The sequence below is a fragment of the Vogesella oryzae genome (genome assembly GCF_902829295.1).
GTDB classification, from domain to species: Bacteria; Pseudomonadota; Gammaproteobacteria; order Burkholderiales; family Chromobacteriaceae; genus Vogesella; species Vogesella oryzae.
In genome coordinates this window covers 109,979-131,052 of record NZ_CADEPL010000016.1, presented here as the reverse complement: position 1 = coordinate 131,052, position 21,074 = coordinate 109,979, and the positions used below count along the sequence as shown (strand labels likewise).

Here is a 21,074-nt window from a genome sequence, read left to right as displayed (position 1 = left end):
TGCCTTTTTCGTTACCGGAGCAGCAGCTCGTGCAACCAGATACGGAACGACCAGAACTCTGGCAACCCCAGCCGGAGCTTGCTACATGAAAGGTGATTCGACCCATGCGCCAAGCCCCTACCCGCAATCCAACGCACCTGTTGGGTATCGTCTGGCCATTTATCGTCGTGGCCTTACTGCAAGCGGCGATCAGCGGCGTAAGCCTGAACGTGATGTCCAGCGTGCGCGCCTATATCAGCGGAGAAAGCCTATGGTCAAAGGGACAAAAAGACGCCATCTATAGCCTTGAGCAATACACGGAAACCCGAGACAGTAACTATTACCGGCAGTACCAGCGTGCGATCGCCATCCCGCTGGGCGACCACGAAGCTCGGCTGGCGCTGGACCGCCCGGAACCGGACTTGGCTCGCGCTGAAGCGGGCTTCCTGCAAGGCGGCAATCACCCCCAGGATATCCAGGGGCTGATCTGGCTGTTCCGCTATTTCCGCCATTTCAGCTATCTGGAAACCGCCATCAGCCACTGGACCACGGGCGACCGCTACGTACTACAGCTCACCCAGATTGCCGAACAGATGCACCGCGAACTTAGCCGGCAACAAGCCAGCGAAAGCGAGATCGCCAATTGGGAAGCACAAATCCAGCAGATCAACGAGCAAGTCACTCCGATCGAAAAGGCATTTTCCGACACCCTGGGAGAGGGCTCCCGCTTTATCCAGCAGCTGCTACTGGCAGTTAACCTGATTACAGCCAGCATCCTGATATTACTGGCCGCCTTGCGCACCGGAAAATTACTCGCCCAACGCCAGGCATTCGAATCCGCACTGCATGCCGAGCAAGAGCGCGCGCAAGTCACGTTGGCCGCAATTGGCGATGCCGTAATTACCACCGATGAAACCGGCTTCATTTCCTACATGAACCCGGCAGCCGAACAACTCACCACCTGGCTGGATGAACAGGCACGCGGCCTGCCGCTGAACTCGATTTTCCGCATTATCGATGAACACTCGCCACAGAGTGACTGGCGCCTGATCGACCAGATCCTGGCTGGCGAGTGCAGCGAAGACAGTCTGCACACCCAGCTGATGGTACGACTGGATGGCAGCGCCATCGCGGTATCTCTGGTCGCCGCCCCGATTCACAGCAAGCAGCGCATTACCGGAGCGGTGCTCGTCCTGCACGACATGACGCGCGAACGGCAATACGTGGCCAACCTCTCATGGCAAGCAAGCCATGATGCCCTGACCGGCCTTGCCAACCGCCGCGAATTCGAACGCCGCCTCGAGCAAGCGCTGACCAAGCTGGCGCAACATAGCGGCTCGCATGCCGAACACGCTTTAATGTTCCTGGACCTGGACCAGTTCAAAGTCGTTAACGACACCTGCGGCCACGCCGCCGGGGATGAGCTGCTCCGCCAGATATGCACCCTGTTGCAGCAACAACTACGCGAGGGCGACACGCTGGCCCGGCTGGGTGGCGATGAATTCGGCATTCTGCTTGAGCATTGTCCGACACCCGCAGCAGAGCGAATCGCCGAGTCGCTCCGCCAGACCGTGCAGGACCTGCATTTCATGTGGCAGGGCCATCCGTTCAACGTCAGCATCAGCGTCGGGCTGGTACATATCACCGAGGCCATGACCACATTGGCCGAAGCACTGCGCGCCGCTGATGTGGCCTGCTACATGGCCAAGGAAAAAGGCCGCAATCGGGTGCAGATTTACCATGCCAACGACGCCGAGCTCTCCATGAAGTTTGGCGAGATGGCCTGGGTGCAACGCATCCACCTGGCTCTGGAAGAAAACCGCTTTTGTTTGTATGCCCAGCAGATTGCTCCGCTCGGCGATACAACCGACTCCGGCGCCCATATCGAGCTGCTTTTGCGGCTGCATGACGAATTCGGCCTGCTGGTACCACCTATCAGCTTTATTCCCGCCGCTGAGCGCTATGGGTTGATGCCACTGATCGATCGCTGGGTGGTAGAGAATGCTTTTGCCATTCTTGCTGGCCGGCAGCGCTGCGGCAAACCGGAGTCGATCTCTACCTGTGCCATCAATCTTTCCGGCACGACCATCGGTGATGACGCCTTCCTCGACTTCCTGCAAGAGCAATTCCGGCGCCATGCAGTGGCACCGCAATCGATCTGCTTCGAGATTACCGAGACCAGTGCCATCGCCAATCTCAGTGATGCCATCCATTTCATCACTGAACTGCAGAAGATCGGCTGCCGCTTCTCGCTGGATGACTTTGGCTCCGGCATGTCATCGTTCAGCTACCTGAAACACCTGCCGGTGGACTACCTGAAAATTGACGGCAGCTTTGTCAAAGACATGCTGGATGACCCTATCGATCACGCCATGGTTTCTGCCATCAATCACATCGGCCATGTAATGGGCAAACGCACCATAGCCGAGTTTGTGGAAACACCGCAGATCATGCAGGCGGTCGCCGCCCTTGGTATCGACTACGCCCAAGGCTATGCCGTCATGCGACCACAACCGTTTACCTGCGAATGCGAGATGAAACATCCGCGCAGGTGCCAGATACCCGCCTCCGCCACTGCCACGCCACTGACCGACCCCATGCAGCAGGACATCCAGATTGCCAGCAAAGGAAGCACTTAGTGACCGATTTCCAGCGACAAGGCCCGCTTCGTGAAGCCAGCAGCTACCCGCAATGGACGCAGCAGTTATTAGAACAATGCCAGCCTGCCAAGCAACGAGTTGTCGAACATCAGCTATTCCAACGCATGGCCGAAGGACGACTGGAACCGTCCGCCATGCGCCTGTTTCTGACCGGCACCTGGCCGGTTATAGAACAGTTTCCGCTGTATATGGCGCAGAGCTTGCTCAAGACCCGTGTCGGACGACACCGCGGCGAAGACATGGCACGCCGCTATCTGGTACGCAACATCCGGGTCGAACAAAATCATGCCGACTACTGGCAAGCATGGGCAGCAAGCTATGGCATAACCCTGATGGACCTGCACGCTCAGCGCGTACCAGTCGAAATGCACGCACTCAGCCACTGGTGTGCGCATTGTTGCAGCAATAGCGAACTACTGCTGGCCATCGCAGCCACCAACTACGCCATTGAGGGTGCGACCGGAGAATGGTCGCAATATGTCTGTGCCGCGGGCCGCTACGAGGCATCGTTGCCGGAAGCTAGCCGCAAGCGCACCATGAAATGGCTAAAGGTGCACGCGCATTACGATGACGATCACCCGTGGGAAGCACTGGAGATCATCTGCACCCTGGCAGGCACACAGCCAGCCCGCCAGCTGCAACAACAGCTGCAAGCAGCCATCTGTAAAAGCTATAGCTATATGGAGCTGATACTGGACCAGTGTCTACCGCAGGAAGCCAGCAGCAAACAGGACAGTCTGCGGCCAACCTTTGCCTGAGTTGGCACCAATAAAAAAGCCGGGAAACCCGGCTTTTTTATCTCGATGTCCGAATGACTACACCACCCCGGCTTCATGCGCCTGAACGTCGGCATGGTAACTGGATCGAACCATAGCCCCTACAGCTGCATGCTTGAAGCCGACATCGTAGGCCTTGCTCTCGAATTGCTTAAATAGGTCCGGATGCACATAACGCAATACTGGGAGGTGACCGTCGGTCGGCTGCAGATACTGGCCAATGGTAATCATGTCGATATCGTGGGCCCGCATATCGGCCATGACTTCGTACACTTCCTCATCGGTTTCACCAAGGCCAACCATGATGCCGGACTTGGTCGGCACTTCCGGACACAGCTTTTTGAACTCCTGCAACAGCTTGAGCGAGTGCAGATAGTCAGCCCCCGGCCGCGCCTGCTTGTAAAGACGCGGCGCGGTTTCCAGATTGTGGTTCATGACGTCCGGCGGGTTTTTACTGAGAATTTCCAGCGCCAGCTCCAGGCGACCGCGGAAGTCCGGCACCAGCACCTCGATTTGGGTGTTAGGTGACAGCTTGCGAATCTCGCTGATGCAATCGGCAAAGTGCTGGGCACCACCATCACGCAGGTCGTCACGGTCCACTGAGGTAATCACCACATACTTGAGCTTGAGCGCAGCAACAGTTTCGGCCAGATGCTTGGGCTCATTCGGATCCAGCGGATTCGGGCGACCGTGGCCAACGTCACAGAACGGGCAGCGGCGGGGGCAGATATCACCCATGATCATGAAGGTGGCAGTGCCCTTGCTGAAGCATTCGCCGATATTCGGGCAGGTAGCTTCCTCGCATACGGTATGCAACTTCTGATCGCGCAAAATCTGCTTGATCTCGTTAAAGCGCTGGCCATTAGGCAGCTTGGCACGGATCCACTCCGGCTTCTTGAGCTTCTCGTCCAGCGGCACAATCTTGATCGGAATGCGTGCGGTCTTGTCGGCGCCCTTATGCTTTACACCAGCCTGGTTGTCCAGTTTCATGCGGTCTCCTTCATCACCGTCAGATTGCGCTCCAGATGGGGCAGCAACCGCTCGGCGGTTTCCGTCACGGTAAGCGTTGCACCGTGATTCTTCAATTGCGTCACCTTGAGGCCGGCATAGCCGCAAGGGTTAATCCAGCTGAACGGCGTCAGATCCATGTCCACGTTCAGACTCAGCCCGTGATACACCGCGCCATTCTTGATTCTCAGCCCCAGCGAGGCAATTTTTTCACCCGCCACATACACGCCTGGCGCATTCACGTCGCCATAGGCCTCGATGCCCAGCTCGGCCAGCAAGTCGATTACCGACTGTTCGATGCGCCGCACCAGCTCGCGCACACCAATCCCCATGCGCTTGAAATCGATCATCAAATACACCACCAGCTGCCCCGGCCCGTGGTAGGTCACCTGGCCGCCACGGTCGCACTTCACTACTTCGATACTGCTGGGCATGATCAGGTGTTCGGGCTTGCCGGCCAGGCCCAATGTGTACACCGGTGGATGTTCCAGACACCACAACTCGTCCGGCGTGTCCACCGTGCGCTGGTCGGTAAAGGCCTGCATGGCCTGCCAGGTGGGCGTGTAGTCCACCTGCCCCAGGTATTTGACAATACGACTCATGACAGCCTTACAGCACCCACTTCACCAGCGCATGGCCGGTCAGCGAGCGGTAGATGTTGTCCAGGTGCTCACGCGAGGTGGCGGTTACGGTAATGGTCAGGGACACATACTTTCCGCTGGAGCTGTCACGCGCGCTGATGTGCGCATGTTCCAGATCGGGCGCATGCACACGCACCACTTCAAACATGATCAGCTGGAAATCCGGATGGCTCTCGCCCATCACCTTGATGGGAAAGCGGCACGGAAACTCCAGCACGTCGTTAATATCGGTTACTTGCTTGCTCATATCACATCCATTACTGCAAATGTTGGCCGCACTGGGCAGCTATCTGCCCTATATGCGGCCCAACACGGGAATTACCAGCCCAGCCAGAGCTTGATGCTGTCCCACAGGCGGCTAAAGAAGCCGCCTTCTTCCACGCCCTGCAACGCCACCACCGGTTTTTCCGACAGCACCTTGCCATCCAGCGAGATGGTCAGCTTGCCGACTTGCTGCCCCTGCTTGATAGGCGCGATCAGCGGCTGTACGGTGCTCAGCTCCGCCTTCAGCTGCCCGGACTGGCCACGCGGCACAGTCGCGTAAACATCGCTGGCAAAGCCGACCGGCAATTGCTTGCTGGCACCTTTGTACACCGCAATTTCTTTCACCGCCTTGCCGGCTGCATACAGCTTGGGCGTCTCGAAGAACTGCAGCGCGTAATTGAGCAGCTTGGAGCTCTCTACCGCGCGCGCTTCTTCACTTGCCGTACCGACCACAACCGAAATCACGCGGCGCCCATCTCGATGGCTAGACGCGATCAGGTTGAAACCTGCACTGGCGGTATGCCCGGTCTTCATGCCATCCACGTTCGGATCGCGGAACAGCAGCAGGTTACGGTTAGGCTGCGTAATGTTGTTGTAAGTGAACGACTTCATCGAGTAAATCGGATAGAACTCGGGGAAATCGCGAATGATGGCCGCAGCAAGAATGCCCAGATCATGCACCGTGGTGTAGTGCTCCGGATCCGGCAGGCCGGTGGCATTGCGGAACTGGGTATTCACCATACCCAGACGCTTGGCTTCTGCCGTCATCAGCTGGGCAAATACCTGTTCGCTGCCGGCGATGGCTTCGGCAAGCGTGATGCAGGCATCGTTACCGGATTGCACGATCATGCCCTTGATCAGGTCATCCACCTTGGCTGGATGCTTCGGATCCAGGAACATGCGGGAGCCTTCTTCCTGCCAGCCGCTGTGCGACACGGTCAGCGTCTGATCCAGCGTCAGGCGTTTTTCCTTGATCGCCTTGAACGTCAGGTAGGCCGTCATCAGCTTGGTCAGAGAGGCCGGCTCGATGCGGGAGTCCGCATCCAGCGAGGCAACCGTGGTTCCACTCTGGAAATCAGTCAGGAAGTAAGCCTTACCGGCAATTTCTGGGACCGGCGGAACGAAAGCGGTAGCGGCATGCGCCAGAGAGGCCAGCGACAGTGTCGCAGCCATTAGCAGAGAAGTCGTTTTTTTCATTGGTACATCGGGTCGGGTGGTGAAATGCCACAAAAGCAGCCCGCCATTATACACATCGACAGCGGATACTCGGGACGGAAGGAAACAAAATTCGACACGCACAGCACGCGCCGGCGACTGGCTAGACCGCCTTGCCGCCGGCAAGTTTCACCAGGTCGCAATCAGGTGCTGTCACGCGCCAGCAACTCGAAGCCAAGGTCTACCTTTAGCGACGCCGGTTGCCGCCCTGCCATCAGCGCCAGCAGCATATCGGCGGCCTCTGATCCGGTCGCATAACGGGGGGTTGCCACGGTAGTAATGGCCGGATTGCTCCACGCCGACATGTCCAGATTATTGAAGCCGGCAATGGCCAAATCCTGCGGCACACGAATACCACGCCGCTGGGCCTCGAACAGCACACCGACGGCCAGGTCGTCGTTATTGCAGAATACGGCATCACAATCCGGCGCCTGCGCCAGCAAACGTGCCAGCAAGCCGCCCCCCATTCCCACCGACGACGGATTCGGCTCGGTCAACTCCCGACTGGCGTCATACAGCCCGGCCTGCTGCAGCGCAGCCCGATAACCGTCACCACGCCTCAGTGTGCGTGGATCCAGCTGCGCTGCCAGGAACGCGATACGACGATACCCCTTGGCAAGCAACAGCGATGTCAACGCATAGCCGCTATCAAACTGGGAAAAGCCGACGCAAGGACGCCCCCCCTCATCCAGTTCCATCATGTGCACGGTGGGGATATTGCTTGCGGCCAACAGCTGTTGCGCAGCCGGCGTCTGGTCGAAGCCGGTCAGTAAAATGCCATCCGGGTTGTACTCCAGATAGGTGCGCAGCAACTTTTCTTCCTGTTCGGGCGAATAGCGCGTATCACCGATCAGCATCTGGTAGCCCGCCGGATACAACTTGTCATGAACCGCAGCAAGAGTATCGACAAACACCGCGTTGGACAGCGACGGCACCAGCACCACGATGCTGTTGGACTTGGTGGAAGCCAACGCCCTCGCTGCACGGTTCGGCACATACCCCAACAAGCGCACTGCCTCATCGATACGCTGCCGCAAGGCTTCACTCACCAGATCAGGCTTGTTCAGCGCGCGGGAAATGGTAATGGCACTGACGCCAACATGGGCGGCAACGTCGCTCAATGTGGCACGGCTCTGGCCGATTCGGGGTTTGCGTGCAGTCATGACTGGCATTCTAGCTGGGAGGTGGTGATAACGTCACACCATGCTGCATTGCACGATGTAATGTTCTTTACGGCACCCAATGTTAGCGCTAACCTGAATTTCAACCAAGCACTCATCTGCCCCGCAGATGGCAACCACCGCCGATCAGCGGTTTTTTTAAAACAACCGATGTTAACGCTAACATGAACAAAATCACGACAATCGTGCTAATGGGTGTCTGCGGCAGCGGCAAAAGCGTCATCGGCGAAAAGCTGGCCCAGATGCTCGGGTTTAGCTTTGTCGAAGGCGACAACTTCCATCCTGCGGCCAACATCCAGCGCATGGAAGCCGGCACCCCGCTTACCGACCAAGATCGCAAGCAATGGCTGGAAACGCTGCGCGACCAGATAGCACGGGCACGCGAGCAACAGCAGCCCATGGTGCTGTCCTGCTCGGCACTGAAACGCAAGTACCGCCAGCTGCTGCAGAGCGGCGACCCGACGCTGCTGTTCATCCACTTGCATGGCAAGCGTGAACTGATAGAAACCCGCATGCAGGCACGCGCCGATCACTTCATGCCAACCACCCTGCTGGACAGCCAGCTGGCCGACCTGGAGCCGCCTGCCGCTGACGAGCCGGCAATAACGATAGACATCGACCAACCCGTGGAGCAGTTGCTGCAGTCCCTGCTGCAACAACTCGCCCAGACAAGGAGTTGCCATGACTAAAGCACTCAACCGGCTGGAGCGGCTGCTGGAATGGCTGATGACGCTCGCCCTCGCCACCATGGTGACGCTGGTGTTCGGCAATGTGGTACTGCGCTACGCCTTCAACACCGGCTTTGCCGCCGCCGAGGAAGTCTCGCGGCTGATGTTTGTCTGGCTGGTATTTCTCGGCGCTGTACTCGCACTGCGACAGCAGACCCACCTGGGGGTAGACATGCTGCAGGCGCGCCTGCCGGCGCCGCTGCGCCGTCTCTGCGCCATCGTCAGCCACCTGCTGATGCTGTACGCGCTATGGCTCTTCCTGCAGGGCAGCTGGAACCAGACCCAGATCGGCCTGCACACCTTCTCTACCGTACTCGGCTTTCCGATGGCGCTGTTCTCGGCCGCCGGACTGCTGTCAGCCACCGCCATGCTGGGGCTGGTGGCCGGCAACCTGTTCCGCCTGATGCTGCGCCCGGCCGATGCCCACATCCCGGGCACCCCGGGCGAACACTGCGGCCAGGACCTCTAAGGAGACAACATGACCATCGCGATTTTTCTGGCCGTCCTGTTTGCCTGCATGGCGCTTGGCATGCCTGTGGCCTTCGCCCTGATGCTGACCGGCATTGCCCTGATGTTCCACCTGGATTTCTTCGATGCCCAGCTGGTGGCGCAAAACCTGTTGGCCGGCGCCGACAACTTTCCACTAATGGCGGTGCCATTCTTCATCCTGGCTGGCGAACTGATGAATGCCGGCGGCCTGTCCCGCCGCATCATCAACCTGGCAGTGGCCTTTGTCGGCCACATTCCCGGCGGCCTGGGTTTTGTCGCCATCGCGGCTTCCGTACTGCTGGCCAGTCTATCCGGCTCGGCCATTGCCGACACCGCCGCACTGGCGACACTGCTGATCCCGATGATGCGCAATAACGGCTATCCGGTTGGCCGCGCCTCCGGCCTGATTGCGGCCGGCGGCATCATCGCCCCCATCATCCCTCCCAGCATGCCGTTCATCATTTTCGGGGTCACCACCAACACCTCGATTACCGCCCTGTTCCTGGCCGGCATCGTACCGGGACTGATGATGGGCATCGGGCTGGTCATCACCTGGCTGCTGGTGTCGCGTGGCATGCAGGTAGTACCGCAGCCGAAACAAAGCTGGGCACAACGTCGCCACGCCCTGCTGGATGGCGTCTGGGCACTGCTGCTGCCGGTCATCATCATCGGTGGCCTGCGCGGCGGCCTGTTCACGCCGACCGAGGCCGCCGTGGTGGCCGCCATGTATTCGCTGGTGATCAGCCTGTTCGTTTATCGCGAGCTGAAGCTGTCGGCCCTGCACCCGGTGTTCGCCCATGCTGCCCGCACTACTGCCACCGTCATGTTTCTGTGCGCCGCGGCAATGGTGTCGTCCTACATGGTTACCCTTGCCGACCTGCCCGCTCAGGTAGCAGAGCTGCTTGGCCCGCTGATGCAGTCGCCACGCCTGCTGATGGCGGCGGTGATGCTGTTGCTGCTGGTCATCGGCACGGTGATGGATCTGACGCCCACCATCCTGGTACTGGGGCCGGTACTGATGCCGCTGGCACAACAAGCCGGCATCGACACCACCTATTTCGGCGTGATGTTCATCCTGGTCGGCTCGATCGGCCTGATCCTGCCGCCCGTCTGCACCGTACTCAATGTCGTCAGCGGCGTTGCCCGTATTTCACTGGAAAGTGCCTCCCGCGGGGTATGGCCGTTCCTGCTCACCTATGTCGGCCTGCTGGGCCTGCTGGTGGCAGTGCCGGAAATCGTTACCCTGCCGGCACATCTTTTCCGCTAACCCCGCACCACACGTTTTAGCCGCAACCCACACAAGCAAGGAGAGAGACATGAAAACAACCATCAAACCCGTGCTGTTCAGCCTGATTGCCGCCGGCGTACTGCTGTCGCCGCTGGCGGGCGCCGCCGACATCAAGCCGCGCATCATCCGCTTCGGTTACGGTCTGGCCGAAGACAGCAACCAGGGCCGCGCCGTGAAAATGTTCGCCCAGGAAGTTGCCAAGCTGTCCGGCGGCAAGCTCAAGGTCAAAGGTTTCGGCTCCGCCAGTCTGGGCAACGACATCCAGATGCAGAATGCCCTGATCGGCGGCGCGCAGGAGATGATGGTTGGCTCCACCGCCACCCTGGTGGGTGTCGACAAGGACTTCGGTGTCTATGACCTGCCGTTCCTGTTCAGCAACGAGCGCGAAGCCGATACCGTGCTGGATGGCACCTTCGGTAGCAAGTTGCTCGGTCGCCTGCCGGCCAAGGGACTGGTTGGCCTCACCTACTGGGAAAACGGTTTCCGCAATGTGACCAACACCAAGCATCCGATCAACCGCTTCGAAGACTTCCAGGGCATCAAACTGCGGGTGATGCAGAACCCGGTGTACATCGACATGTTCAACAGTTTTGGCGCCAACGCGGTGCCGATGGCCTTCTCCGAGCTGTTTACCGCGCTGGAAACCAAGACCGTAGACGGCCAGGAAAACCCGGTCAACACCATCCAGTCCAGCAAGTTCTACGAGGTGCAGAAATACCTGTCGGTAACCAAGCACGTCTACAGTCCGTGGGTCGTTACCGTCAGCAAGAAGTGGTGGGATGGCCTGTCCCGTGACGAACAGAAAGTACTGCAGGATGCGGCCAACTCTTCACGTGCGTTCGAGCGCAAGGACTCCCGTGCCGAAGCGATGCGCAGCGTGAAATTCCTGGCCCAGCAAGGCATGCAGATCAACTACGTCAGCGACGCCGAACTCAAGCGCATGCGCGACAAGGCCAAGCCGGCGTTCGACAAATTTGCCGCCGCCGGTGGTGCTACCGTACTCGCCGATTTGCAGTCCGCACTGAGCAAGAGCGGACAGTAACACCGGGCCTGCCTGCCCTGGCCACTGCCGGGGCAGGCAGCACTGACGCTGCACTGCAATAATCCGTCCCGATCAGGCATTCCCCGTGCCGGTGCTTCCTGCTACTCTGCCCCTTCAGGGACAAAAAATACGGAATCACCAGCTATGTCGCACCCCAAGGATTATCTTGAACGCATCCTGACCGCCAACGTCTACGACGTGGCCATCGAAAGTCCGCTGGACCTTGCGGCCAACCTCAGCCGCCGCACCGGCAACACCATTTTGCTCAAGCGCGAAGACTTGCAGCCGGTGTTCTCGTTCAAGCTGCGCGGCGCCTACAACAAAATGTCCAAGCTTACCGCCGAGCAGCGCGAAAAAGGCGTGATTACCGCCAGCGCCGGCAACCATGCCCAGGGCGTGGCACTGTCGGCGCAGCGTCTTGGCTGCGAAGCCATCATCGTGATGCCGGTGACCACCCCGCAGGTGAAGATCGACGGCGTTACCCGTCGCGGCGGCAAGGTGGTGCTGTCCGGCGAATCGTTCAGTGATGCCTACCAGCACGCGATGACGCTGGTAGCCGAAACCGGCAAAACCTACATCCCGCCGTTTGACGATCCGGACGTGATCGCCGGCCAGGGCACCATCGGCATGGAGATCCTGCGCCAGCACCCCGGCCCCATCGATGCGGTATTCGTTGCCATCGGCGGCGGTGGCCTGGCCGCCGGTGTGGCCAGCTACATCAAGCGCCTGCGCCCGGAGACCAGAATCATCGGCGTGCAGCCAGTAGATTCCGACGCCATGAAGCAATCGATCGAAGCCGGCCACCGCGTGGAGCTGAAAGACGTAGGCCTGTTCGCCGATGGCGTGGCAGTAAAGCTGGTGGGCGAGGAAACCTTCCGCATCTGCCGCGAGCTGCTGGACGAGATCATGCTGGTGGACACCGACGCCATCTGCGCCGCCATCAAGGACATTTTCGAGGATACCCGCTCCATTACCGAGCCGGCCGGCGCGCTGGCGGTGGCCGCCGCCAAAGCCTATGTGGAACGTGAAGGCTGCAGCGGCAAGACGCTGGTGGCGATCAACTGCGGCGCCAACATGAACTTCGACCGCCTGCGTCACGTGTCGGAACGCTCCGAACTGGGCGAGCGCCGCGAAGCCATCATCGCGGTGACCATTCCGGAGAAGCCGGGCAGCTTCAAGAAATTCTGCAGCGTGATCGGCAACCGCAACATCACCGAGTTCAACTACCGCTTTGCCGACCCCAGCATCGCGCATGTGTTTGTCGGCGTGCAGATCAGCGGCAAGGACGAGGTTGGCCGCATCGTCGAGGACCTGAAAGCCAACGAGCTGGATGGCCTCGACCTGACCGACAACGAGCTGGCCAAGCTGCATATCCGCCACCTGGTCGGCGGCCATGCGCCACAGCTGAAAGACGAACGCGTGCTGCGCTTCGAATTTCCGGAACGCCCGGGCGCGCTGATGCGCTTCCTGGAAGCGATGCACACCGACTGGAACATCAGCCTGTTCCACTACCGCAACCACGGTGCCGACTATGGCCGCGTGCTGATCGGCATCCAGGTGCCGGCGGAAGACAACGCCGCCTTCACCGCCTTCCTCGACAATCTGGGCTACCCGTGGGCGGAAGAGACCGACAATCCCGCCTACAAGCTATTCCTCGGCAAGACACTACGCTGAGCGTGACGTAAAATCATGCGGCCAACCGTACAAAGGTTGGCCGCATTTATTTTGTCGCTACCCTCCGGAGAAACGCGCAACATGATCAAGGCCGTACTGTTTGACCTTGACGGCACCCTGGCCGATACCGCCCGCGACCTGGGCGCCGCCCTCAACCGCCTGCTGGCCGAAGAAGGACTGCCGCCGCAGCCGTACGAAGCGGTACGCCCGATTGCCAGCCACGGCGCCCGCGGCCTGGTAAGCCTGGGCTTCGGCATCGACAAGAATCACCCGCGTTTTGAAGAATACCGGCTGCGCTTCCTCGATCATTACGAGCACAGCTTCGCCGACAAGACCGTGCTGTTCGACGACATCAACCCGCTGATCGACGCGCTGCAGGCGCGCAACCTGCAGTGGGGCATCATCACCAACAAACCGATGCGCTTTACCGACCGCCTGGTACCGGCGCTGCCGTTTGCCAGCAAGCCGGCGGTGGTGGTGAGCGGCGACACCGTCGGCGTCGCCAAACCGGATCCGGCGCCAATGCTGCACGCGACCCAGCAACTGGGCATAGCGGTATCAGCTCGCCGGCGGTCGGCAGCCCATCTGCCTGCTCCGTGGCCAGAAAAGCATCCGCAGGCAGATCCGGCAGTTCAGCCGGTGCGGCATACTGATCAAGCTGTGCGGCCAGCGCGGCAACGGCCGCCTCATCGTCGCCAGCAATCGGGGAATCGATAATTGCCGAGGAAGCAACCTCCGGAAGTACCGGCTCGAACCTTGCCAATGCAAACAAGGCATCCAGACCAGCCTCGGCTGGCCCGATTGGCGCAGGCTCCCCCTCGGGAGTCAACTGGAACGGAAAATCGGTTTCTTCAGACGAGACCTCTTCGTCAATCATTGCCGGTGCGATGCCCGGCAGAACCTCATCCAGCGCCAGATCATCCGGCATGTCCACGTCCAGATCCAGCGATGGCAAACTCTCGATCAGCCTGCTGGCGTCCAGTGCCGGCACAGCGTCGCCACTACCGACACCTTCCACCCCCAGTACGTCGTCAAGCGACAACTCTGGCGGCAGTTCCAGGACAGGGGTTTCTTCGGCCGGCAGGCTACGGGCCAGCTCATCCAGTTCTGCGCTGAAGTCAAATGCCGGCACATCCAGGGTATCGGCGTTTTCGCCGTCGACAACCTCGGTCAGTACCGGCAGATCCTGCAGATTCCAGTCGCTTGCACTTTGTTTGGGATCAGTCATGCCGCATCACTCATATTGTGATGGTGAATGTCAAAGCCTAAGTCGAGGTAGCGGCGATAGCGATTACGCGCCACCGCCGTGGATGCCTCGTCCAGGCCCACCACTTCCAGAATACGGGAAAAATCTGCCGGATCGGCAGGCATGTCCGGCGACAGGTTCAACATCACTCGCCCCGCCGCGACCTCGGGAAAGCAGCCTGCTGCCAACCAGATCGGCGTCATGTCGGCTTCCGGCTGCTGCCACTGGCAGTGCGGGATAAAGGAAATGTCCCCGAACGACCACAATGCCAGGCTAAATGCCTGCAAGGACGCGTCATCCGGCAACACAATCAGCAGTTGTTCACCCTTGCGGTACACCGTCTGCGCCGCCCGGCAAGCAAAATGCCGGGGCTGCGCCACATGGGTGTAGAAATCAATCCGCGTCATCTTCGGCCGCTTCAACTACTTCACGGCGAGGACGACCACGGCGTACGACATTACCCAGTGCGATGTCGGCACGATCCTGCAGGAACTGCACCAACATTGGTACCGGACGGCCCGTGGCACCCTTTTCCTTGCCACTGCGCCAGGCGGTGCCGGCAATGTCCAGATGTGCCCAATCGTATGCCTTGGCATAACGCGACAGGAAGCAGGCGGCACTGATACTGCCGCCCGGGCGGCCGCCAATATTCGCCATATCGGCAAACGGACTCTTCAGCAGTTCCTGATACTCACCCCACAACGGCATATGCCATGCACGATCGCCGACTTCCTCGCCAGCCTGCCACAACTCTTTGGCCAGACCGTCCTGATTGCTGTACAAGCCGGTAGCCACGTTGCCCAGCGCAATTACGCAGGCACCGGTCAAGGTAGCCACATCCACCACGGTGGCCGGATTGAAGCGCTCGACATAGGTCAGCGCATCACACAGCACCAGGCGACCCTCGGCATCGGTGTTCAGTACTTCGACAGTCTGACCGGACATGGTGGTCACAATGTCACCCGGTTTCAACGCGCGGCCGGACGGCATATTCTCGCAGGTAGCCACAACGCAAATCAGGTTCAGCGGCAGCTTCATTTCTACCGCGGCACGGAAGGCGCCGATCACGGCGGCGGCACCACCCATGTCGTACTTCATTTCATCCATGCCTTCACCCGGTTTCAGCGAAATGCCGCCCGAGTCGAAAGTCAGGCCCTTGCCCACTAGCACCAGGGGGCGATCGCCCTTATCCTTGGCACCGAAGTGCTTGAGCACCACAAAGCGGGGTTCTTCTTCACTGCCCTTGGCCACCGACAGGAAGGAATTCATCTTGAGTTCGGCAATTTCGGCCGGCCCCATCACCTCGGCCTCGGCACCGAAAGACACCGCCATATCGCGGGCAGTTTCGGCAAGGTGGCTCGGAGTGCAGATATTGCCGGGCATATTGGCCAGATCCTTGGCCAGCTTCATGCCGGCAGCAATGGCAAGGCCACGAGCGAGACCACGCTCGCCATCGGTCAGATCGCTACGCCGCGGCACCGCCAGGGTAAACTTACGCGGTTCCTTGGTTTCTTCCTGACGGGACTTGAAACGATCAAAGCGGTACAGCGCGTCCTGCGTAACGACAGTCGCCTGCTCAATCATCCACTCGACGTCGTGCTTTTTCACGTGCAGTTCGGTGAGGTAGCTCACAACCTCGTTGGCCTGGGTATTGCCCAGGGCTTTTACCGAGGCACGGATCGCTTCGCGATACTCCTTGGCACGGAAGTCGCGCTCCTTGCCCAGACCAACCAGCATGACCCGATCACACAACGTGTGCGGCACAGAATGCAGGATCAGGGAAGTGCCCAGTTTGCCATCCATATCACCGCGTTTGAGGACGTCAGCGATGAAGCCATTGGAGATGCGATCGAGCAGATCGGCAGCAAAAGACAGTTTGCGGGTTTCATAAACGCCGACCACAACGCATGCTACGCGCTGCTTCTCCGGGCTCCCGCTTTTGATGTTAAACTCCATAGATGCTCCACCGTGTGTGTTGGGTTCTTCAAGGCGCATTCCTGCAGGCTTGTGGCCCACTCGGAACCGGCCGCCATGCCAAGATTCCTGGCCGGCAATCAATCGATTGAAACCTTTCCAATTATCACTACCCTACCGACGGATTGTCAAAACAGGCCCGTTTTATGCTTTTTCAAAAAAGCCTCAGCCGCGAGCTGACTTATACCAGTATCGGTGTTTTTTCCGTTTTATTTGCGATTTTGCTCTCGACCCAGACCATTAATATGCTGGGGCGAGCAGCCCAGGGACTGATTGCCAGCAATACAATTTTTGCCATGATCGGCTTTTGGTCTATCGGTTTTTTCCCGGTACTGATGATTCTGACAATCTTTGTCAGTGTCATTGTGGTGTTGACTCGCATGTCCCGCGAACAGGAAATGGCGGTCTGGATGGCCAGTGGCAAGTCGCTGACTTCCTGGGTCTCGCCAGTGCTGCGCTTTGCCCTGCCGCTATGCCTGCTGATTGCCGCCGGCACCACAATTGTCGAACCGTGGGCCACCCAGCGCAGCAAGGAATATGCCGAGACCATGAAGCAGCGCGAAGACATGACCGCACTGTCTCCCGGCGTATTCAAAGAATCACAAAGCGGCGATCGCGTGTACTTCATCGAAAGCTACTCCGTGCTTTCCGGCGCCACGCGCAACGTATTCGTGCAAACCACACGCAATGGCGAAGTGTCATCGATCTTCGCCAAAGAAGGGCTGGTCAGCACCGATGAGGAGGGCAACCGCACCCTGGTGCTGCAGGAAGGTCGCCGCTACACCGGAGAACCCGGCAGCGGCAATTTCGAAGTCATGGAATTCAAGCGTTACTCGGTCAAAATTACCGAAGCCAGCCAACTGGTGCGGCCAACCATCAACAGCGAAAGTCGCCCAACGCTGGAATTGTTCGGCAGTGAGGACCCCGCCGACAAGGCTGAGCTGGCCTGGCGACTGTCGCTACCACTGTGCGGCCTGATTCTGGCGCTACTGGCCATTCCGCTAAGTCACTACAACCCGCGCTCCGGCCACGCATACAACCTGATTTTTGCCTTGGGCACTTACCTGCTCTATCAGAACTTGCTGTGGCTGCTGCGCGACGGCATTTCCAGCGGCAAGATTCCGACGGCACTCGGCATTCTGCCCGCCCATGTGCTCATGCTGGCACTGGCCTTGCTATTGCTGCACTATCACAACCGACCCGCCCGACCAATGCTGCAACGCCTGAAAATTCTGCTGCGGAGACAGTCCACATGAAACTGATCCGCAACTATCTCCTGCGCCGCTTCACTTTTGCCACCGTCTTCGTACTGGCCAGCCTGCTGGGGCTGTACGGCTTTTTTGATGCCATCCAGCAACTCCCAAGCCTAGGCAAAGGCAATTTCCATGCCGGCACCTTGCTGACCTACATTTTGCTGCAGACCCCCGGCCACGCGTACGAACTGATGCCGCTGGCGGTTCTGATCGGTGCCATGGTCGCCATGTCGCAACTGGCAGGCAGCTCGGAGTACACCGCCATCCGTACCAGCGGTGTCTCGCTGCGCAACATCGCCAGCACCAAACTGCTATTCGGCTGCGCCATTGCCATCATCGCCTTGCTGCTCGGCGAATTCGGTGCGCCATATGCGGAACAGCAGGCCGAGCGCATCAAACTGCGTGCCACCCACTCGCTGGTAGCACAGGAGTTTCGCTCCGGCCTGTGGGTGAAGGACGACAACAACATCATCAATATCGGTGAAATGTTGCCGGACAACACCCTGCTCGGCATTCGCATCCAGACTTATGATCAGGACTATCGCCTGACCCGGGTGCGCTACGCCGAGCGCGCCCAATACCTGCCGGCCAGCAAGGAATGGCGCCTGCAGAACGTCCGTCAGTCGGACATCGGCACCGACAGCGTCAAGATTGGCCGCATTGCCGAAATGAACTGGCACTCCATCCTGCAGCCAGACCTGCTGTCGGTGTTGCTGGTGGTGCCGGAACAGATGTCAGCATTGAACCTGATGACCTACATCGAGCACCTGCGCAATAACAACCAGAAAACCCAGCGCTACGAGATTGCACTATGGAGCAAGCTTTTCTACCCCTTGGCCTGCATTTCCATGGCGATGGTGGCCTTGGCGTTTACGCCGCTGAATGGGCGCCATAACGACCTGGGCATCAAGCTGTTTGCCGGCATCTGTATTGGCATTGCCTTCCACTTCAGCAACCGGCTGTTTGGGCATATGGGATTGCTTTACAACTGGAACCCGATTATTTCGGCCACACTGCCCACTCTGCTCTTTCTTGCCGCAGGGGTGGTTGCCATCTCGCGACAGGAACGAAGATGAACCCGGACAGCCGCACCACCCATTGCAAGCGCTGGCGTCAGTCCCTGCAACAGGGCCGCGAGACACTGGCTGATGACTACCGCAGCAACCGCAATGCCCGCGATTACCTGCTACGGCATGGCCAGCTGGTGGACGGCATCATCCGCTCCGCGTGGGAGGTGCTGGGCATGGGGCAGCGTGCGGCGTTGCTGGCGGTCGGGGGCTATGGCCGCGGCCAACTATTCCCCTATTCCGACATCGACCTGCTTCTGCTTTTGCCGGAAACCACTTCGCAGAGCCTGAACGGTTTTGTCGAAGACTTTATCGGGGCAATGTGGGATATCGGCCTCGAGGTTGGCCACAGTGTACGCACCGTGCCGCAATGCCTTAGCGAGGCGGCACAAGACATCACGGTTGAAACCACGCTACTGGAGAACCGCCTGCTGGCTGGCAATCCAGCGCTGTACCAGCAGCTGAATGCCGCCGTAGAAAAGCACCGCGACCCATTGGCGTTTCTGGAGGGCAAGCTGCTGGAACAGCAGCAGCGGCACACCAAGCACTTCGGCGTCACCAGCAACCTAGAGCCCAACGTCAAGGAAAGCCCGGGCGGACTACGCGACCTGCACACCATTCTGTGGATCAGCAAGGCCATTGGCGTGGGGCAGAACTGGGAATCACTGACCCGCAATGAAATCCTGACTACTTCGGAAGCACGCCTGATCCGCTATAGCGAGCGCCAGCTGGAGCAGATCCGCATCGACTTGCACCTGGCCGCCCGCCGCCGTGAAGACCGGCTCATTTTCGACCTGCAGCAGCAGGTTGCTAGTATGAACGGCCTGCAGGACAACAAGGCCAAACGCGCCAGCGAGCAGCTGATGCAGCTGTATTACAAATCAGCCAAGAACGTCAGCCAGTTGAACGGCATCCTGCTACCCAATCTGCGGGCACGCCTGCTGTGCGACGTACCACGCATCACCCAGCAGCTTGACGAGCACTTCTATAGCGTCAACAACATGCTGGGCATTTTCGACAACGATGTGTTCGATCGCGAGCCGTCTACCATCCTGCTTGCCTTCCTGCACATGCAGCGCCATGACCTCAACGGCATGGCGCCGCGCACGCTGCGCGCCCTGTGGCACGCCCGCCGCCAGATCAACGAGCGCTTCCGCCACGACCCGCAAAACCTGCAGCTGTTCATGCAATTGTTCCGCGAAGGACGCGGCCTGACACGCACCCTGCGTCGTATGAACCTGTATGGCGTATTGGGCAAATACTGGCCTGCCTTCGGCCGCATCATCGGTCAGATGCAGCACGACTTGTTCCATGTCTACACCGTGGACGAGCACATCCTGATGGTGGTGCGCAACCTGCGGCGCTTTGCCGTTCCGGAATTCAATCACGAGTACCCGCTCCTGTCGCGACTGCTCAACGATTTTGACAAACCGGAGCTGTTGTATATCGCCGGCATGCTTCACGACATTGCCAAGGGCCGCGGCGGCGACCACTCACAACTGGGCATGAGCGATGCCGGGCAGTTTTGTGACACCCACGGCATTACCGGCGAGGATCGCGAGCTGGTGATATGGCTGGTACAACACCATCTCACCATGTCCAGCATTGCACAAAAGCAGGATATTTATGACCCTGCCACCATCCAGCAATTTGCCGATCTGGCACGCAAACCGCGCTGGTTGGCCGCACTCTATATCCTGACTGTTGCCGATATTCGCGGCACCAGCCCCAAGGTGTGGAATGCCTGGAAAGCCAAGCTACTGGAAGACCTGTACCACGCCACGCTACGCACCCTGACCCGTGGCGGCCAGATCGATGCCGACTCCGAGCTGGAAGAACGCAAGGCGGCGGCTCGCAAGCTGTTGCGCCTGAATACCGTACCGGAAGCTGCCGAACAGGCATTCTGGGCCCAGCTGGACATGGTTTACTTCCTGCGCCACGAGCCACGCGAGATCGCCTGGCACACCCGGCTGCTTAACCGCTGCCTGCATACCACAGAGCCGGTGGTGCGCGCCCGCCTGCTTGACGACAACAAGGATGGCCTGCAACTACTGGTCTACACCCCGGACCAGCCGGAGCTGTTCGCCCGCATCTGCGCCTTTCTTGGCCGCCACAACTACAGCATTGCCGATGCCAAGATTTACACCACGCGCCACAACTATGCGCTGGACACTTTCCACGTCTTCCTGCCGGAATTCCACGACAGCAACTACCGCGACCTGATCAACTTCATCGAGTTTGAACTGGCTGCCACCTTGCAGCGCCAGGACCCGATCCAGTTACCCCCCAAAGGGCGTCTCAACCGCCACCAGAAACACTTTCCGATTCGCCCGCAAGTGCTTATCCGTCCGGACGACAAAGGCCGCCATTATGTACTGTCGATTACTGCCGCCGACTCTCCCGGTCTGCTTGCCCGCATTGCCAAGGTACTGTCGGACTATCGGGTCAGTGTCGACTCGGCCAAGATCATGACCCTTGGCGGACGGGTGGAGGACTCGTTCCTGCTCTCGTCCGCCTGCCTGGGTGAAGACAAGACTCTGCTGGCACTGGAAAACGACCTGATCAACAGCCTACGCATCTAGATTCACC

At 59.4% G+C, this 21,074-nt stretch carries 18 protein-coding genes; 11 read left to right on the top strand and 7 right to left on the bottom strand.

All coding sequences use genetic code 11. The features are described from left to right. Nucleotides 1-104 precede the first annotated feature (104 nt). Together HU218_RS06365 and HU218_RS06360 are read left to right on the top strand one after the other, a co-directional pair. A complete protein-coding gene (locus tag HU218_RS06365) occupies nucleotides 105-2,618 on the top strand; it encodes an EAL domain-containing protein (protein ID WP_174874098.1) in 2,514 nt (837 codons plus the stop codon). 155 nt (nucleotides 2,619-2,773) lie between these two features. Continuing rightward, a complete protein-coding gene (locus HU218_RS06360; RefSeq protein ID WP_217450734.1) occupies nucleotides 2,774-3,397 on the top strand; it encodes an iron-containing redox enzyme family protein in 624 nt (207 codons plus the stop codon). A 57-nt stretch (nucleotides 3,398-3,454) separates the two neighbouring features. On the opposite strand, the gene lipA is transcribed toward HU218_RS06360, so the two are convergent. From lipA to gntR, 5 genes are all read right to left on the bottom strand, one after another. Then, on the bottom strand, nucleotides 3,455-4,405 hold the full coding sequence (gene lipA, locus HU218_RS06355; protein WP_174874096.1) for a lipoyl synthase: 951 nt from the start codon (nucleotides 4,403-4,405) through the stop codon (nucleotides 3,455-3,457). Then, nucleotides 4,402-5,025, bottom strand: a complete 624-nt coding sequence (lipB, locus tag HU218_RS06350; protein ID WP_174874095.1) for a lipoyl(octanoyl) transferase LipB — start codon at nucleotides 5,023-5,025, stop codon at nucleotides 4,402-4,404. Before lipB ends, lipA begins: the two co-directional genes overlap by 4 nt. Before the next feature lie 7 nt (nucleotides 5,026-5,032). Further along, nucleotides 5,033-5,311 (bottom strand): HP0495 family protein, encoded by a 279-nt coding sequence (locus HU218_RS06345; RefSeq protein WP_174874094.1) that lies wholly within the window; start codon nucleotides 5,309-5,311, stop codon nucleotides 5,033-5,035. A 71-nt stretch (nucleotides 5,312-5,382) separates the two neighbouring features. After that, nucleotides 5,383-6,501, bottom strand: a complete 1,119-nt coding sequence (locus tag HU218_RS06340; RefSeq protein WP_246210755.1) for a D-alanyl-D-alanine carboxypeptidase family protein — start codon at nucleotides 6,499-6,501, stop codon at nucleotides 5,383-5,385. A 185-nt stretch (nucleotides 6,502-6,686) separates the two neighbouring features. Beyond that, nucleotides 6,687-7,706 (bottom strand): HTH-type transcriptional regulator GntR, encoded by a 1,020-nt coding sequence (gene gntR / locus HU218_RS06335; RefSeq protein ID WP_174874092.1) that lies wholly within the window; start codon nucleotides 7,704-7,706, stop codon nucleotides 6,687-6,689. 182 nt (nucleotides 7,707-7,888) lie between these two features. On the opposite strand from gntR, the gene HU218_RS06330 reads away from it, so the two are divergent. The 6 genes from HU218_RS06330 to HU218_RS06305 all read left to right on the top strand — a co-directional run bounded on the left by HU218_RS06330 (nucleotide 7,889) and on the right by HU218_RS06305 (nucleotide 13,662). Beyond that, the gene (locus tag HU218_RS06330) at nucleotides 7,889-8,413 is read left to right on the top strand and encodes a gluconokinase (protein ID WP_217450732.1); all 525 of its coding nucleotides are present in this window, start codon (nucleotides 7,889-7,891) and stop codon (nucleotides 8,411-8,413) included. Further along, nucleotides 8,406-8,921 carry a TRAP transporter small permease gene (locus HU218_RS06325; RefSeq protein WP_174874091.1) on the top strand — a complete coding sequence of 172 codons (516 nt, stop codon included), beginning with the start codon at nucleotides 8,406-8,408 and terminating at the stop codon, nucleotides 8,919-8,921. The genes HU218_RS06330 and HU218_RS06325 overlap by 8 nt, the downstream gene beginning before the upstream one ends. A gap of 9 nt (nucleotides 8,922-8,930) precedes the next feature. Further along, on the top strand, nucleotides 8,931-10,208 hold the full coding sequence (locus tag HU218_RS06320; protein ID WP_174874090.1) for a TRAP transporter large permease subunit: 1,278 nt from the start codon (nucleotides 8,931-8,933) through the stop codon (nucleotides 10,206-10,208). 49 nt (nucleotides 10,209-10,257) lie between these two features. Then, nucleotides 10,258-11,271, top strand: a complete 1,014-nt coding sequence (locus HU218_RS06315; RefSeq protein WP_174874089.1) for a TRAP transporter substrate-binding protein — start codon at nucleotides 10,258-10,260, stop codon at nucleotides 11,269-11,271. A gap of 144 nt (nucleotides 11,272-11,415) precedes the next feature. Continuing rightward, nucleotides 11,416-12,945, top strand: coding sequence for a threonine ammonia-lyase, biosynthetic (gene ilvA / locus HU218_RS06310; protein WP_217450731.1), 1,530 nt, complete (start codon nucleotides 11,416-11,418; stop codon nucleotides 12,943-12,945). An 81-nt stretch (nucleotides 12,946-13,026) separates the two neighbouring features. Then, nucleotides 13,027-13,662, top strand: a complete 636-nt coding sequence (locus HU218_RS06305; protein WP_174874088.1) for an HAD family hydrolase — start codon at nucleotides 13,027-13,029, stop codon at nucleotides 13,660-13,662. Between the two features lie 507 nt (nucleotides 13,663-14,169). On the opposite strand, the gene HU218_RS06300 is transcribed toward HU218_RS06305, so the two are convergent. Both HU218_RS06300 and HU218_RS06295 read right to left on the bottom strand, forming a co-directional pair. Then, nucleotides 14,170-14,613, bottom strand: coding sequence for a DNA polymerase III subunit chi (locus tag HU218_RS06300; protein WP_246210753.1), 444 nt, complete (start codon nucleotides 14,611-14,613; stop codon nucleotides 14,170-14,172). After that, nucleotides 14,585-16,147 carry a leucyl aminopeptidase gene (locus HU218_RS06295; RefSeq protein ID WP_174874087.1) on the bottom strand — a complete coding sequence of 521 codons (1,563 nt, stop codon included), beginning with the start codon at nucleotides 16,145-16,147 and terminating at the stop codon, nucleotides 14,585-14,587. The genes HU218_RS06300 and HU218_RS06295 overlap by 29 nt, the downstream gene beginning before the upstream one ends. A 143-nt stretch (nucleotides 16,148-16,290) precedes the next feature. On the opposite strand from HU218_RS06295, the gene lptF reads away from it, so the two are divergent. From lptF to HU218_RS06280, 3 genes are read left to right on the top strand one after another with little or no spacing between them, the layout of a single operon-like run. Beyond that, nucleotides 16,291-17,421 (top strand): LPS export ABC transporter permease LptF, encoded by a 1,131-nt coding sequence (gene lptF / locus HU218_RS06290; protein WP_246210751.1) that lies wholly within the window; start codon nucleotides 16,291-16,293, stop codon nucleotides 17,419-17,421. Further along, entirely contained in the window at nucleotides 17,418-18,494 is a 1,077-nt protein-coding gene (lptG, locus tag HU218_RS06285) for an LPS export ABC transporter permease LptG (protein WP_174874086.1), read from the top strand. Before lptF ends, lptG begins: the two co-directional genes overlap by 4 nt. Further along, nucleotides 18,491-21,067, top strand: a complete 2,577-nt coding sequence (locus HU218_RS06280; protein WP_174874085.1) for a [protein-PII] uridylyltransferase — start codon at nucleotides 18,491-18,493, stop codon at nucleotides 21,065-21,067. Before lptG ends, HU218_RS06280 begins: the two co-directional genes overlap by 4 nt. Nucleotides 21,068-21,074 lie beyond the last annotated feature (7 nt).

Excerpts from the sequence above, each read along its gene's own strand:
- HU218_RS06360 (WP_217450734.1), top strand. The coding sequence starts at position 2,774 with ATGCGCCTGTTTCTGACCGGCACCTGGCCGGTTATAGAACAGTTTCCG.
- HU218_RS06305 (WP_174874088.1), top strand. The coding sequence starts at position 13,027 with ATGATCAAGGCCGTACTGTTTGACCTTGACGGCACCCTGGCCGATACC.
- HU218_RS06280 (WP_174874085.1), top strand. The coding sequence starts at position 18,491 with ATGAACCCGGACAGCCGCACCACCCATTGCAAGCGCTGGCGTCAGTCC.
- lipB (WP_174874095.1), bottom strand. The coding sequence starts at position 5,025 with ATGAGTCGTATTGTCAAATACCTGGGGCAGGTGGACTACACGCCCACC.
- HU218_RS06345 (WP_174874094.1), bottom strand. The coding sequence starts at position 5,311 with ATGAGCAAGCAAGTAACCGATATTAACGACGTGCTGGAGTTTCCGTGC.
- HU218_RS06295 (WP_174874087.1), bottom strand. The coding sequence starts at position 16,147 with ATGGAGTTTAACATCAAAAGCGGGAGCCCGGAGAAGCAGCGCGTAGCA.
- gntR (WP_174874092.1), bottom strand. The coding sequence starts at position 7,706 with ATGACTGCACGCAAACCCCGAATCGGCCAGAGCCGTGCCACATTGAGC.
- HU218_RS06315 (WP_174874089.1), top strand. The coding sequence starts at position 10,258 with ATGAAAACAACCATCAAACCCGTGCTGTTCAGCCTGATTGCCGCCGGC.
- lipA (WP_174874096.1), bottom strand. The coding sequence starts at position 4,405 with ATGAAACTGGACAACCAGGCTGGTGTAAAGCATAAGGGCGCCGACAAG.
- HU218_RS06320 (WP_174874090.1), top strand. The coding sequence starts at position 8,931 with ATGACCATCGCGATTTTTCTGGCCGTCCTGTTTGCCTGCATGGCGCTT.
- HU218_RS06365 (WP_174874098.1), top strand. The coding sequence starts at position 105 with ATGCGCCAAGCCCCTACCCGCAATCCAACGCACCTGTTGGGTATCGTC.
- ilvA (WP_217450731.1), top strand. The coding sequence starts at position 11,416 with ATGTCGCACCCCAAGGATTATCTTGAACGCATCCTGACCGCCAACGTC.
- lptG (WP_174874086.1), top strand. The coding sequence starts at position 17,418 with ATGAAACTGATCCGCAACTATCTCCTGCGCCGCTTCACTTTTGCCACC.
- HU218_RS06330 (WP_217450732.1), top strand. The coding sequence starts at position 7,889 with ATGAACAAAATCACGACAATCGTGCTAATGGGTGTCTGCGGCAGCGGC.
- HU218_RS06340 (WP_246210755.1), bottom strand. The coding sequence starts at position 6,501 with ATGGCTGCGACACTGTCGCTGGCCTCTCTGGCGCATGCCGCTACCGCT.
- HU218_RS06325 (WP_174874091.1), top strand. The coding sequence starts at position 8,406 with ATGACTAAAGCACTCAACCGGCTGGAGCGGCTGCTGGAATGGCTGATG.